The 13782-nt window shown below is 71.0% G+C and carries 10 protein-coding genes and 1 pseudogene; 7 read left to right on the top strand and 4 right to left on the bottom strand.

The window, feature by feature from the left end; translation table 11 throughout:
• Nucleotides 1-4 precede the first annotated feature (4 nt).
• On the top strand, nt 5-1393 hold the full coding sequence (locus ACIOHP_RS22595; RefSeq protein WP_401890139.1) for a hypothetical protein: 1389 nt from the start codon (nt 5-7) through the stop codon (nt 1391-1393).
• Here the strand turns inward: ACIOHP_RS22595 and ACIOHP_RS22590 are convergent.
• A complete protein-coding gene (locus ACIOHP_RS22590) occupies nt 1383-1796 on the bottom strand; it encodes an organic hydroperoxide resistance protein (RefSeq protein WP_327717432.1) in 414 nt (137 codons plus the stop codon). The genes ACIOHP_RS22595 and ACIOHP_RS22590 overlap by 11 nt on opposite strands.
• Before the next feature lie 136 nt (nt 1797-1932).
• On the opposite strand from ACIOHP_RS22590, the gene ACIOHP_RS22585 reads away from it, so the two are divergent.
• From ACIOHP_RS22585 to ACIOHP_RS22570, 4 genes and pseudogenes are all read left to right on the top strand, one after another.
• The gene (locus tag ACIOHP_RS22585) at nt 1933-2400 is read left to right on the top strand and encodes a MarR family transcriptional regulator (RefSeq protein WP_361496496.1); all 468 of its coding nucleotides are present in this window, start codon (nt 1933-1935) and stop codon (nt 2398-2400) included.
• A gap of 163 nt (nt 2401-2563) precedes the next feature.
• A pseudogene (locus ACIOHP_RS22580) lies at nt 2564-3226 on the top strand (glycosyltransferase family 2 protein); the annotation flags it as partial.
• A 159-nt stretch (nt 3227-3385) separates the two neighbouring features.
• A complete protein-coding gene (galE, locus tag ACIOHP_RS22575) occupies nt 3386-4393 on the top strand; it encodes a UDP-glucose 4-epimerase GalE (RefSeq protein WP_401890136.1) in 1008 nt (335 codons plus the stop codon).
• 72 nt (nt 4394-4465) lie between these two features.
• The gene (locus ACIOHP_RS22570; protein ID WP_401890133.1) at nt 4466-5398 is read left to right on the top strand and encodes an ADP-ribosylglycohydrolase family protein; all 933 of its coding nucleotides are present in this window, start codon (nt 4466-4468) and stop codon (nt 5396-5398) included.
• A 48-nt stretch (nt 5399-5446) separates the two neighbouring features.
• On the opposite strand, the gene ACIOHP_RS22565 is transcribed toward ACIOHP_RS22570, so the two are convergent.
• Nucleotides 5447-6073 carry a TetR/AcrR family transcriptional regulator gene (locus tag ACIOHP_RS22565; protein ID WP_361539770.1) on the bottom strand — a complete coding sequence of 209 codons (627 nt, stop codon included), beginning with the start codon at nt 6071-6073 and terminating at the stop codon, nt 5447-5449.
• Nucleotides 6074-6271: 198 nt separating this feature from the next.
• Here ACIOHP_RS22565 and ACIOHP_RS22560 point away from each other — a divergent pair, with 198 nt between their 5' ends.
• Together ACIOHP_RS22560 and ACIOHP_RS22555 are read left to right on the top strand one after the other, a co-directional pair.
• Complete coding sequence (locus ACIOHP_RS22560; RefSeq protein ID WP_361539773.1) at nt 6272-7201, top strand: ABC transporter permease; 930 nt, start codon at nt 6272-6274, stop codon at nt 7199-7201.
• Nucleotides 7194-8066: an ABC transporter ATP-binding protein gene (locus ACIOHP_RS22555; protein ID WP_401890130.1), complete on the top strand. Its 873-nt coding sequence runs from the start codon at nt 7194-7196 to the stop codon at nt 8064-8066. Before ACIOHP_RS22560 ends, ACIOHP_RS22555 begins: the two co-directional genes overlap by 8 nt.
• Here ACIOHP_RS22555 and ACIOHP_RS22550 read toward each other — a convergent pair.
• Both ACIOHP_RS22550 and ACIOHP_RS22545 read right to left on the bottom strand, forming a co-directional pair.
• Nucleotides 8063-8524: a GtrA family protein gene (locus ACIOHP_RS22550; RefSeq protein WP_267015719.1), complete on the bottom strand. Its 462-nt coding sequence runs from the start codon at nt 8522-8524 to the stop codon at nt 8063-8065. The genes ACIOHP_RS22555 and ACIOHP_RS22550 overlap by 4 nt on opposite strands.
• Before the next feature lie 129 nt (nt 8525-8653).
• Nucleotides 8654-13585: an NAD-glutamate dehydrogenase gene (locus tag ACIOHP_RS22545; RefSeq protein ID WP_401890127.1), complete on the bottom strand. Its 4932-nt coding sequence runs from the start codon at nt 13583-13585 to the stop codon at nt 8654-8656.
• Between the last annotated feature and the right edge of the window lie 197 nt (nt 13586-13782).

Below are 13782 nucleotides of genomic sequence, written 5' to 3'. Positions count from 1 at the left end.
TGCGGTGAGCAGCGGTCTTCTGAGCCGACGGTCTCTTCGTGGCGCGACGGCGCTGCGCGGCGGCCGTGCCTGGCGTCCCGGCCCGTATCTGGTCTTCGGCTTCCTGTGCTGGCTGGTGATGTCGCTGGCGTACTGGGCGGCGCCGCTGTGCTGCGAGGCGGGGCTGCACGCGGCGGTGATCGAGCGGCTGCGGGTGGATCTGTGGCATCCGCGGCATCCCCTGGCGGATCTGCCGGGTGCGGGCAGCCCGTACTACTCGCCGTACGCGGTGGCGCAGGGCCTGTTCGCGCGGCTGACGGGGCTGGGTGGCTGGGAGGTCGTGCGACTGGCCGGGCCACTGAACCTGTTGGTGGTGCTCACCGGCCTCGGCCGTCTGGTGCGGGTGCTCACGCCCCGGCCGTGGGCACCGGTCCTGGCGCTGCCGGTCGTGCTGATGGCCGGGGACCCCGGCTCCCCGGCGGCCTTCGCGGCCGGGCTGAGCCTGTGGGCCTGGGCGCTGACGGGGGCGCGGGCGCGCAACGACGGGGCGCTTCGGTATGTGGGCCCGAGCGGGCTGCCGGGGATCGCCGGGTACGTGGGCCCGGGCGTGCTGTACGGGGCGGTCCTGCTGGTCGATCCGGTCACCGCGGTGGGGGCGGTCGCGGGGGCCGTCGCCTTTGTCGCGGGGTGGCAGCGGGGGTGGGGGCGGGCCGTCGGGGTGCGCTGGGCGGTGACGGCCGGTGTGGCGGTGCTGGTCGCCGTGGGGTGGCCGTACTTCGACCTGGTCGCGCCGGAGCGGGTGCCGGTTCCCTGGCGGTTCTGGCCGGCGCTGGTGGGACTGCCGGCGCTGTGGGCGCGGGGGCAGCGGGATCCGCTGACGGTGATGTTCGTCCTCGGCTGCGCGGTGGCGGCGTGCGGGTACGGCGGGTTCGCCGGGCTCGTGGCGCCGGTGTGCGCGGCGGCCGTGGCCCTGGCGGCGCCCCGGCCGTGGGGTGCGCGGCGGAGGGGGTACGCCGGGGTCGTGGCCGCGGTGGCCTGTCTCGGGCTTCTCACGGTGCCGAAGTCGGCGGCGCCGCCGACGTACGAGTGGGCGGCGCGGCACATCGGACGCGGTGAGGTGGTCCTCACGGCCGACCGCCACGCCGCCCTGGCGCTCGCGGGGTTCGGGGCGAATCTCGTCCCGCCCGGACCTGTGGCACAGGGCCACGAGCCGGACGTACGGGCCTATCTCGCCCCGGCGTCGACCCGCGCCGACCGTGCCGCCGTGGTCCGGCGCCACCAGGTGCGCTGGCTGCTGCTGACGCGGCAGGACAGGGTGCCCGGGGAGGCGGTGGTGGTGGCGTGGAGCGCGCGCACGGGGGAGGTGCTGGCGCGGGTCGTCGGGGCGGTGCCGACTCCGACGACTACTCGATGACGAGCTCGACCTCGATGTTGCCGCGGGTGGCGTTGGAGTAGGGGCAGACCTGGTGGGCGGCCTCGACGAGCTTGCGGCCGGTCGCCTCGTCCAGGGTGTCGGGCAGCTCGACGCGGAGCACGACGGCGAGACCGAAGCCCTCGCCCTCCTTGCCTATGGAGACCTCGGCGGTCACCGCGGCGTCGCTGACGTCGACCTTGGCCTGGCGGCCGACGAGACCGAGGGCGCTGCCGAAACAGGCGGCGTAGCCGGCGGCGAACAGCTGCTCCGGGTTGGTGCCCTGACCGTTGCCGCCCAGCGCGGCCGGCGGGGCCAGCTGGAGGTCGATCTGACCGTCGTTGCTGACGGCGCGACCGTCGCGGCCGTGGGTGGCGGTGGCGACAGCGGTGTAGAGCGCGTCCATGGGTTCCATCCCTCTCAAACGTGGTGACGGGGGCGGCCGGCCCGTTCTCTGCGGCCCGGGCCGTCTCACGACCACAAGTAGAGCACACAATTCAGTTGTGCACAACTAAATGGCGAACAAGCGCTACTCTGGAGACATGACCACGCCTCCGCCCACCACCGACTGGCTCCGCCTCGACCAGCAGATCTGCTTCTCCCTGAACGCCGCCTCGCGCGCCTTCGGCGGCGTCTACCGCGTGATCCTCAAGGACCTGGGGCTCACGTATCCGCAGTACCTGGTGATGCTGGTGCTGTGGGAGCACGGCGACCTGCCCGTCAAGAAGCTCGGCGAGCACCTCCGCCTCGACTCCGGCACCCTCTCCCCGCTGCTGAAGCGGCTGGAGTCGGCCGGCCTGGTACGCCGTGAGCGCAGCGCCCGCGACGAGCGTTCCGTGGAGGTCCGGCTCACCGAGGAGGGCGTCGCGCTGCGCGAGCGTGCGCTGGAGGTGCCGCGCCGGATCGCCGCGGCGACCACCTTCGACATGGACGAGATCCGCGAGCTGCGGGCCCGGCTGGACGAGCTGACCACGGCGCTGGACTCGGCCCAGCTGGACGAGAACTCCTGACGCCTGCGACGTGAAGGCCGAAGGCGGAAGGTCACACCGCCACGGCCGTACCCCCTTCCGGGTGTGATGTCCCGCCCCGCGCCCACGAATGAACCCGGTGCGGCTTCCCACCGTCTTCCGGATCGAGCACCGCCCCTTCACGCGATCCCGGAACACGACCCCCATGGACCCTCACGCCCCCCAGGCCTGTGCCGTCGTGACCGGCTACGACGACGCCCCGCGCGTGCGGGCCACCGTGCGCTCCGTGCTCGCCCAGGGGCCCGCCGTCCGTGAGGTCCTCGTCGTCGACGACGGCTCGACGGACGGCGGCGCGGAACTGCTGGCCCGCCTCGCTTCGATCGACCCACGCGTGCGCGTGCTCCGCCGCCGGGTGCACAGCGGCGGCCGCGGCACCCCGCGCAACACCGGGCTGGACCGGGTGACATCGCCGTACGTGATGTTCCTGGACGGCGGCGACACGCTGCTGCCCGGCGCGCTGACCGCGCTGCTGGGGGCGCGCGCGGAACTCGCGAGCGGGTTGTGCGCGCGTCCCGCGCAGCGCCCGCTCCTGGTGCACGACACCGTCTGCGGCAGCAAGCTCTACCGCACCGACTTCCTGCACGACAACGGCATCCGCTTCCCCGAGGGCCGCTTCGCCCACGAGAACGTCGTCTTCCACGCGCGCGTGCTGGCCGCGAGCCCGGACATCGTGCTCGTGCCCGAGCGGGTGTACGTGCCGCGCGCCCCGCGGGCCCCCGACGGCGAAGCCCTCACGGAGGCGTACCGACTGGCGTACGACATCCTCCTGACCGCCGGACGGGAGGAACTGGCCCGGGCCGTGCGCGCCGGGCACGAGGCGGCGGAACCGGTACCGCACGTGGTGTCCCGCTCACGGGGAGTTGTCGCGGTTGTCCGCGGTGTGCTCCGGCGCCTGATTGACTGAAGCCGGTGTCCGACCGCGCACCACACGCACATCTCGCTCCATCTGACGAGGGGACGGCCGTACATGACCTGGCTGATCACCGGCGGTGCCGGCTACATCGGAGCGCACGTCGTACGGGCGATGACCGAGGCGGGCGAGCGCGCGGTGGTGTACGACGACCTGTCCACGGGGATCGCCGAGCGCGTCCCGGACGGGGTGCCGCTGGTCGTGGGCTCCATCCTGGACGCGGAGCGCGTGGCGCGCGCCCTCGCGGACCACGCCGTCACCGGGGTCGTGCATCTGGCGGCGAAGAAGCAGGTGGGCGAGTCGGTCGACCTGCCGCTGCACTACTACCGGGAGAACGTCGAGGGCCTGCGCGTCCTGCTGGAGCAGGTGACCGGGGCCGGGACGCCAGGAGCGCCCGGTGCATCCGGGGTGTCCTCCTTCGTCTTCTCGTCCTCGGCGGCGGTGTACGGCATGCCGGACGTGGAGCTGGTCACGGAGGAGACGCCGTGCGTGCCCATGTCGCCCTACGGCGAGACGAAGCTGGCCGGCGAGTGGCTGGTCCGCGCGACGGGCCGGGCGACGGGCCTGGCCACGGCGTCCCTGCGCTACTTCAACGTGGCGGGCGCGGCGACCCCGCACCTCGCGGACACCGGCGTCTTCAACCTGGTCCCCATGGTCTTCGAGAAGCTCACGGACAACGCGCCCCCTCGCATCTTCGGCGACGACTACGCCACACCGGACGGCACCTGCGTCCGCGACTACATCCACGTGCTCGACCTGGCCGACGCCCACGTCGCCACGGCCCGCGCCCTGCGCTCCTCCCCCGGCCGCGACCTCACCCTCAACGTCGGCCGCGGCGAGGGCGTCTCGGTCCGCGAGATGATCGACCACATCAACGCCGTCACGGGCTACGACCGCCCCCCGACCGTCACCCCCCGCCGCCCCGGCGACCCGTCCCGAGTCGTCGCCTCCGCCGACCGCATCACCGCGGAGCTGGGCTGGAAGGCCAAGCACGACGTCCAGGACATGATCACCTCGGCCTGGGAGGGCTGGGTACGACTGCATCCGGAGGCGGCTCGGGGGTAGGGGCAGAGGCTCCGAGCGGGCTGGAGCTGCCCCGTCCGACGGCCCGTACCGGGCAGGCCCTAGCCTGCCCCGATGACCGACCTCACCTCGCGTGCCCTGGGCGCCGTCATCGGTTCCGCCGTCGGCGACGCCCTGGGCGCACCCTTCGAGTTCGGCCCCGAGGGCGCGTTCTCCGCCCGCTTTCCCCACCCGGGGTACGGCGGCGAGATGTGCGGGGGCGGCGGCTGGGAGCCGGGCGAGGCGACCGACGACACGCAGATGGCCGTACTGGTCGCCGAGTCGCTGCTGGAGCACGGCGGCCTCGAACTCCCGGACGTCTTCCGCCGGTTCCGGCGCTGGGCCGCCGCGGACCCCAAGGACATCGGCCTGCAGACGGAGGCCGTGCTGAGCAGCGGCGACCCCTGGGACCTGGCCGCCGCCCTGCACTTCCAGACCAGCCAACGGGCCGCCGGGAACGGCGCGTTGATGCGGGCGGCGCCCTCCGCGGTCTTCTTCGCGCCCCAGGGACGGGAGCTCACCATGGACGCCGCCCGCCGCCTCTCCGCCCTCACCCACGGCGACCGGGCGGCCTGGGAAGGCACCGCGATCCTCCATGAGCTGATCCGCACGGCCCTGACCGGCGCCGACCCGCTCGCCGCCCTCCCCGCCGCGCTCCCCGCGGTACACCCCGACCACCGGCAGAGGTACGCCACCGTCCTCGCCCCCGACTGGCACCCCGACCGGGCGACGGAGTTCAACGGTGCCGTCTGGCCCTGCCTCGGCTCCGCCGTCTGGGCCCTGCGCACCACCTCCTCGTACGAGGAGGCCGTACGCGCCGCGATCGACCTCGGCGGCGACACGGACACCGTCGCCGCGGTCACCGGCGGCCTCGCGGGAGCGGTCCACGGCGTCGAAGCCGTCCCCGCCCGATGGACGGAAGCACTCCATGTCCCGCTTCCCGGCTTCGGCGAACGGGTCCTGCGCGCACCGGAGTTGGCAGCTCTCGCCCGTCAACTGCTCGGCTGAGGGCCCAGGACCGGCGCCCGCTCCCGAACCGACCGGGCGGCTGCCCGGCTACAGCGCCTTGAGCGCCGCGGCCGTCCCGCGTGCCAGTGCGTCCAGGTAGCCCTTCGGCAGCTTCGGGCTCCGGATCACCACGGACCGCCAGTACAGCGGCCCGGAGATCAGATCGAGCGCCAGCTCGTCATCGAGCCCGGACCGGACCTCGCCCCGCCGCTCCGCCGCCACGAGGATCTTGCTGGCGACACCCTCCTGCCCGTCCCGCAGCGCCTTCTGCACCGCTTCGGCGATCTCGGGGTTGCGGGCCGCCTCGGCCTGGAGGTCCGGGAGGATCTGCGAGGCCACGGGGTGGCGCAGCGCGCGCGAGGTCACCTCGTACAGCAGCCGCAGATCGCCCTCCAGCGCACCGGTGTCCGGCGCGGGCAGCCCCTGCACGGCGAGGGCCGACACCACGTCGAGGACGAGATGCAGCTTGGAGCGCCAGCGCCGGTAGACCGCGGTCTTGCCGACCCCCGCCCGGCGCGCGATCCCCTCGATGGACATCCGCGCGTAGCCGACGGACGCGAGCTCCTCGAAGACGGCCGCCCGGATGGCTTCCGTCACGTCCTCCCGGAGCACGGCGGCTCCGGCGGGGGCCCGGCGGCGCGGACGGGTCTGCGGCTCGTCGGCGTTCGTCGTCATGCGAACCAGCATAGGGCGTTACGACGATACGGTCCCGTCCCCACGCAGAACGTCACGACGAAACGGTTGCGTTCCGACGCCGACTCGGCCTACGCTCACGTTGCGACGATACGGTCCCGTCCCGACGTAAGAGAACGTGAAGAGAAGCGTAAGGAAACGTCGGGTGCCGGACACACCCCCCAACCGAAAGCAGCGGATGTGAGCCAGGTCCTCCACACACCGCCTCCGACGACGGCGACCCTCCCCCCGACCGCCGAAGGCGACCTCGCGGCCCTAGCCGCCCGCCACGGCCTCTCCGTCAGCGGTGCCCGCCCGACCCTGCCCGCGTACATCCGCCAGCTGTGGGCCCGGCGCCACTTCATCACCGCGTTCTCGACCGCCAAGCTCACCGCCCAGTACAGCCAGGCGAAGCTCGGCCAGATCTGGCAGGTGATGAACCCGCTGCTCAACGCGGCGGTGTACTTCTTCATCTTCGGCGTGCTGCTGGGCACCAAGAAGGGCGTGCCGGACTACGTCCCGTTCCTGGTCACGGGCGTGTTCATCTGGACCTTCACCCAGAGCTCGATCCTCACGGGCACCCGCGCCATCTCCGGCAACCTCGGCCTGGTCCGCGCCCTGCACTTCCCGCGGGCCGCGCTGCCGCTCTCCTTCTGTCTCCAGCAGCTCCAGCAGCTGCTGTTCTCGATGGCCGCCCTGGTCGTGATCCTGCTCTGCTTCGGCGTGCCGGTGTCGGTCTCCTGGCTGCTGGCGATCCCGGCACTGGTGCTGCAGTTCACCTTCAACGCCGGCGTCTCGATGATCGTGGCCCGGGTCGGCGCCAAGACGCCGGACATCGCCCAGCTGATGCCGTTCATCCTGCGCACGTGGATGTACGTGTCCGGCGTCATGTGGAGCATCGACCACCTGGCCGCCAAGCACACCCACTGGCCGTCCTGGGTGGTCCCCGTCCTCCAGGCCAACCCGGCCGCCATCTACATCGACCTGATGCGCTTCGCGCTGATCGACAGCTTCCACTCCAGCCAACTGCCGCAACACGTCTGGCTGATCGCCACGGGCTGGGCCCTGCTCGCCGGCGTCGGCGGCTTCATCTACTTCTGGAAGGCTGAGGAGACGTACGGCCGTGGCTGAGAACCTCGAGAACACCGCAACCCCGACCGCGTCTCCGACCGCGTCCCCGGCCGGCCTGGTCCCCACCGTCGTCGCCGACAACGTCGACATCGTCTACCGCGTCAACGGCACCGGAGCCGGCCGCGGCTCCGCGACCGCCGCCCTCAACCGCATCCTGCGCCGCGAGAAGACCGAACGGGCGTCCGGCGTGCGCAAGGTCCACGCGGTGAAGAAGGTCTCCTTCGTCGCCTACCGCGGCGAGGCCATCGGCCTGATCGGTACCAACGGCTCCGGCAAGTCGACCCTTCTCAAGGCTGTCGCCGGTCTGCTGCCGGTGGAGAGCGGCGCCATCTACACCGATGGCCAGCCCTCCCTCCTCGGCGTGAACGCGGCCCTGATGGGCGACCTGACCGGCGAGCGCAACGTCTACCTCGGCGGCCTCGCGATGGGCATGTCCCGCGAGCAGATCAAGGAGCGCTACCAGGAGATCGTCGACTTCTCCGGTATCAACGAGAAGGGCGACTTCATCACCCTGCCCATGCGCACGTACTCCTCCGGCATGGGCGCCCGCCTCCGCTTCTCCATCGCGGCCGCCAAGGACCACGACGTCCTCCTCATCGACGAGGCCCTCGCCACCGGCGACCGCGCCTTCCAGAAGCGCTCCGAGCAGCGCATCCGCGAGCTGCGCAAGCACGCCGGCACGGTGTTCCTGGTCAGCCACAACAACAAGTCGATCCGCGACACCTGCGACCGCGTGCTGTGGCTGGAACGCGGCGAACTGCGCATGGACGGCCCCACCGAGGACGTCCTGAAGGAGTACGAGGCCTTCACCGGCGACAAGACGACGAAGCCGAAGCCCAAGCCGAAGCCGAAGGTCGCCGTCTAGCGCACCTCGTGCTGGAACACCCACGTCCGGTAGACCAGGAACCGGAAGGCGGAGGCCAGCACGATCGACGTGGCCTTCACGGCGTTCGACGCGAGCGGACCGTGAAGGCCGAGGCCGTGATAGCCGATGTAGAAGAGTCCGCTCTCCATCGCCACACCGATGGCGCTGAAGACGAAGAACAGCACGACCTGCTGACGTGTGCGCGCATCCCGGTCGCGATAGGTGAAGAAGCGGAAGCCGAGGTAGTTCGTGCCCATGGCGACGAGGCTGGCCAGCACCGTCGCCACCATCGCCCGCCGGCCGAGGCCGTGCAGCAGCACGTTGAAGACGAGGAAGTTCACCACGACACCGCTGCCGCCGACGACCCCGAAGTTCACCACTTCACGGACGATCCGCCGGACCCGCTCGAGCGGCACGGCGGGAGCGGCCACTCGCTCCTCGGAGAGGTTCACAGTCACCGCACAAGGCTTAGCCGCCCTGGGTAAGCCACCTGCCGGATTTTCCCTAAGCCAGACCAAAAGCCGGGCCAAGAAAGGGGCGCCCCGAGCCATGACGGCCCGGGGCGCCCCTCTCTGTCGTCGTATCGCCTACGAATGCGTCCGCAGCAGCGTCCGCATGGTCCGCATCGCCACCGACAGGTTGGCGAGGTCGAACGCCTCCGAGCCCTGGATCTCCTCCAGGGTCGAGCGCGCCCGGCCCAGGATCGCCGCGTTCTTCTCCTCCCACGCCTTGAAGCGCTGCTCGGGAGTCGAGGTGCCGTTGCCCACCGCGAGCACGTCGGCGGTCAGCGCCGCGTGGGCCGCGTAGAGGTCCTCACGGATGGAGGCGCGGGCCATGGACTGCCAGCGGTCGGCGCGCGGCAGCTCGATGATGCGGTCCATGAGCTGGGTGATCCGCAGCCGGTCGCCGAGGTCGTAGTAGACCTCCGCGACATCCAGCGGCTCCCGGCCCATGCGGTCGGCCACCAGGACGATGTCGAGCGTCGGGAAGGCGGAGGAGAACCCGGCCACACGCGTGGCGAGTTCGTCCGGGACCCCGGCGCCGGTCAGCTCGTCGTAGATCTGCTGGTACCACTCCAGGTCCGCGCCCCGCAGCAGCTTCGGCAGCTGCGACCAGACCTGCTCGACGCGCTCGGAGAAGAACTCGACCGTCTCGGCGAGCTCCAACGGCTGCGGCCGGTTGTTGAGCAGCCAGCGCGTGCCACGCTCGACGAGCCGGCGCGAGTGCAGCCGGATCCGGGTCTGGACGGCGGCCTCGACCTGGTTGTCGAGCGCCTCCACCGCGTCCCACACCACGGCCGAGCGGAAGATCGCGCGGGCCGCGGTCTGCGCCCGGACGATCTCCTCGAGGGAGGCGCCGGTCTCCTCGCGCAGCCGGTGCAGATAGGTCGTACCGCCCGTGTTGACCGTGTCGTTGACCAGCACCGTCGTGATGATCTCGCGGCGCAGCGGGTGGTTGTCGATGTGCTCGGCGAACTTCTCGCGCAGCGCGCTCGGGAAGTAGGAGTCGAGGAGACCGCGCAGATACGGGTCGTCCGGGAGCGAGGTGTGCAGCAGCTCGTCGGAGACCGTGATCTTGGTGTACGCCAGGAGGACGGCCGTCTCCGGGCCCGTCAGGCCCTGTGCGGCGCCCAGGCGTTCCCGGATCTGGCGGTCGGTGGGCAGGAACTCCAGCGCCCGGTCCAGCAGACCCGCGCGCACCAGGTGGCGCAGGTAGCGCTGCTGGGCGTGGAGCATGTCCTTGGACTGGGCCAGCGCGTTGGCGATGGCCGTGTTCTGCGCGTAGTTGTTGCGCAGCACCAGCCGCCCGACCTCGTCGGTCATCTCGGCGAGCTGCTTGTTGCGCTGCTTGACGGTCATGTCGCCGTCTGCGACCACGCCGTTGAGCAGGATCTTGATGTTCACCTCGTGGTCGGAGGTGTCCACGCCCGCGCTGTTGTCGATGGCGTCGGTGTTGATCTTCCCGCCGGTGAGCGAGAACTCGATCCGGCCGAGCTGGGTGAGCCCCAGGTTGCCGCCCTCGCCGACGACCTTGACCCGCAGGTCGGCGCCGTCGACCCGGATCGGGTCGTTGGCCTTGTCGCCGACGTCGGCGTGGGTCTCGGTGGAGGCCTTGACGTACGTGCCGATGCCGCCGTTCCACAGCAGGTCCACCGGCGCCTTGAGGATGGCCTTCATCAGGTCGGCCGGCGTCATCTTGGCGACCTTGCCCTCGATGCCGAGGGCCTCGCGGATGTGCGCGTTGACCGGGATGGCCTTGGCGCTGCGGGGGAACACGCCGCCGCCGGCCGAGATGAGCTCGGAGTTGTAGTCGGCCCAGCTGGAGCGCGGCAGCTCGAAGACGCGGCGGCGCTCGGCGTACGAGGTGGCCGCGTCCGGTTTCGGGTCGATGAAGATGTGCCGGTGGTCGAAGGCGGCGACCAGGCGGATGTGCTCGCTGAGCAGCATGCCGTTGCCGAACACGTCACCAGACATGTCGCCGATGCCGACGACCGTGAAGTCCTCGGCCTGCGTGTTCACCCCCAGTTCGCGGAAGTGCCGCTTGACGGACTCCCAGGCACCGCGCGCGGTGATGCCCATGCCCTTGTGGTCGTAGCCCGCGGAGCCACCGGAGGCGAAGGCGTCGCCGAGCCAGAAGTTGTACGACTCGGCGACCCCGTTGGCGATGTCCGAGAAGGTCGCGGTGCCCTTGTCGGCGGCGACGACGAGGTAGGTGTCGTCCTCGTCGTGCCGGACGACGTCGGCGGGCGGCACGACTTCGCCGGCCACCATGTTGTCGGTGATGTCGAGCAGCGCCGAGATGAACGTCTTGTAGCTGGCGATGCCCTCGGCCAGCCACGCGTCCCGGTCCACGCTCGGGTCGGGCAGCTGCTTGGCGACGAAGCCGCCCTTGGCGCCGACCGGCACGATGACGGTGTTCTTCACCATCTGCGCCTTGACCAGGCCGAGGATCTCGGTCCGGAAGTCCTCACGCCGGTCGGACCAGCGCAGACCACCACGAGCGACCTTGCCGAACCTGAGGTGCACGCCCTCGACACGCGGCGAGTAGACCCAGATCTCGAACGCCGGGCGCGGCGCCGGCAGGTCCGGGATCATCTGCGGGTCGAACTTCATGGACACGTACTCGTGCGGCTTGCCGCCGAGCGCCTCCTGGAAGAAGTTCGTGCGCAGGGTCGCCTTGATGACGGTCAGGAACGACCTGAGGATGCGGTCCTCGTCGAGGCTCGCGACCTGGTCGAGCGCGGCGTCGACCTCTTCGAGGAGGGCGTCCACGATCTCGTGCCCGGCGCGCTGCCGCTCCGGCGACATCCGCGCCTCGAACAGGGAGACGAGCAGCCGGGTGGTGTGGACGTTGTTGCGGAGGGTGTCCTCCATGTAGTCCTGCGAGAAGGTGGAGCCCGCCTGCCGCAGGTACTTGGCGTACGCCCGCAGCACCGTCGCCTGCCGCCAGTTCAGCCCGGCGCTCAGCACGAGGGCGTTGAAGCCGTCGTTCTCCGCGAGCCCGGTCCAGGTCGCGGAGAAGGCCTCCTGGAAGCGCTCGCGGCCGTCGTCGCCCAGGTAGTCCCCGGCGCCGTTCTGCGACTTGGGCATGCGCAGCCCGAAGTCGTAGATCCAGGCGATGCTGCGGTCCGAGCAGCGCAGCTCGTAGGGCCGCTCGTCGATGACCTCGACGCCGAGCCGGTTGAGGACCGGCAGCACGGCGGACAGGGTGATCGCGGCACCCTTGCGGTAGATCTTGAAACGGCGCTCCTCGGGGGCGGCGCCGACCGGCTCGTACAGGCTCAGCGCGAAGTTGTTGTCCTCGGTGAGCTTCTCCAGGTGGACGAGGTCGGCGACCGCGGAGCGCGAGGTGTGGTCGGCCTTGTAGCCCTCCGGGAAGGCGTTGCCGTACCGGCGCAGCAGTTCGGCGGCGCGCTCCTCGCCGAGTTCGTTGTTGAGAGCCTCGGCGAAGCCGTCGGCCCAGGAGCGGGCGGCCTCGACGAGCCGCGCCTCGATGCGCTCCTTGTCGAGGTCGGAGAGCTCCGGCAGCTCGGTGCCCTGCGGGACCCGGACCACGAAGTGCAGCCGGGACAGGATCGACTCGGTGTTCCAGGCCGTGAAGTCGACGCTGATGCCGCCGAGTTCCTCCTTCAGGATGTCGATGATCCTGAGGCGCACCCCGGTCGTGTACCGGTCGCGCGGCAGGTAGACGAGGGCGGAGTAGTAGCGCCCGTACTCGTCCTGGCGCAGGTAGAGCCGCAGCCGCCGCCGCTCCTGGAGGTACAGCACGGAGGTGACGATCGACTCCAGCTCGTCGGGCGGGGTCTGGAAGAGCTCGTCGCGCGGGTAGGTCTCCAGGATCTGGAGCAGGTCGCGCCCGTCGTGGCTGTTGGGCGAGAACCCGGCGCGCTGGAGCACTTCCTCGACCTTGCGCCGGATCACGGGGACCCGGCGGACGGACTCGGTGTAGGCGGCGGAGGAGAAGAGCCCGAGGAAGCGGCGCTCACCGACGACATTGCCCTCGGCGTCGAACTTCTTCACACCGATGTAGTCCAGGTACGACGGCCGGTGCACGGTCGCCCGGCTGTTGGCCTTGGTCAGTACCAGGAGCTTGTGCTCGCGCGCCTTGGCGCGGGCGTCGGCAGGCAGCCGCTCGAAGGAGGGGCTGACGGGGTGGCTCTCGTCCTCGGCGTGATGCGGGTCGGAGCGCAGGATGCCGAGGCCGGTGCCCGGCACGGCGACGAGGGAGTCGTCCTCGCGGAGCTGGTACTCGCGGTAGCCGAGGAAGGTGAAGTGATCGGCGGCCAGCCAGCGCAGCAGCTCGCGGGCCTCCTCGATCTCCTGCTCGCGCAGGTCGGAGGCGACGGGCTCGGCGGGCAGCTCCTCGGCCATCCGCAGCGCCGCGTCCCGCATCTTCTCCCAGTCCTCGACGGTCTCGCGGACGTCCGACAGGACGCGCAGCAGATCGGCGGTGATCTGCTTCAGGTCCGCGCGGTCGGTCTCGCGGTCGATCTCGACGTGGATCCAGGACTCGGTGTGCGCGTCGTGCGGAAGTTCGCCGCTGGGTCGCCGGGCGAGCACCTCGATGAGCTTGCCGGTGACGTCCCGCCGGACGACGACCTGCGGGTGGATGACGACATGGATGCCGCGCCCCTGCCGGGTCAGCTCATTGGTGACGGAGTCGACGAGGAAGGGCATGTCGTCGGTGACGACCTCGACGATCGAATGCGTGCACGCCCATCCGTTCTCTTCCACGGTGGGCGTGAGCACCCGCACACTGGCCGTGCCCTGTGGCCGGTTCTCGGCCAGCCGGTAGTGCGAGTACGCGGCTCCGAAGACGTCGACCGGGTCGCGATCGGTGAGGTCCTCCGGGGCGGTGTGCAGGTAGTAGCGCTGGAGGAACGCGAGCACGGTCTCCCGGTCGGGGGTGCCCTCGTCCGTCGTCCCGGTCGGTAGGTGCCCCCCGACCGGGCTGTTCTCAGCTACCCGGGCGGCCCTCTCGAGCAGCTCGGCTTTGGCTTCGTCCAGCTTGGTCTGCATTGTCCTCTGGCTCCTGTCGCGCGCCGTTGCGTGACGTTGAAGGAAGTACGGTCTCTTCCCCTGGGACGTAACGCCGCGACGCGGGGTGTCCGGTCTGCTCCGACGCTATGCCGCAAGGTGAGATGAGCGGGGGGTTATCAGCCATTCTTGGCACGCCCGACGGATGTGACGCTGCTCTCTGCGACGCCGCTCCAGGG

This window comes from Streptomyces sp. NPDC087859, assembly GCF_044742595.1.
Classification (GTDB): domain Bacteria; phylum Actinomycetota; class Actinomycetes; order Streptomycetales; family Streptomycetaceae; genus Streptomyces; species Streptomyces canus_F.
Note: the sequence above shows the minus strand (reverse complement) of the source record. Positions and strands in the feature narration are given on the sequence as shown.

Excerpts from the sequence above, each read along its gene's own strand:
- ACIOHP_RS22590 (WP_327717432.1), bottom strand. The coding sequence starts at position 1,796 with ATGGACGCGCTCTACACCGCTGTCGCCACCGCCACCCACGGCCGCGAC.
- ACIOHP_RS22585 (WP_361496496.1), top strand. The coding sequence starts at position 1,933 with ATGACCACGCCTCCGCCCACCACCGACTGGCTCCGCCTCGACCAGCAG.
- galE (WP_401890136.1), top strand. The coding sequence starts at position 3,386 with ATGACCTGGCTGATCACCGGCGGTGCCGGCTACATCGGAGCGCACGTC.
- ACIOHP_RS22570 (WP_401890133.1), top strand. The coding sequence starts at position 4,466 with ATGACCGACCTCACCTCGCGTGCCCTGGGCGCCGTCATCGGTTCCGCC.
- ACIOHP_RS22565 (WP_361539770.1), bottom strand. The coding sequence starts at position 6,073 with ATGACGACGAACGCCGACGAGCCGCAGACCCGTCCGCGCCGCCGGGCC.
- ACIOHP_RS22545 (WP_401890127.1), bottom strand. The coding sequence starts at position 13,585 with ATGCAGACCAAGCTGGACGAAGCCAAAGCCGAGCTGCTCGAGAGGGCC.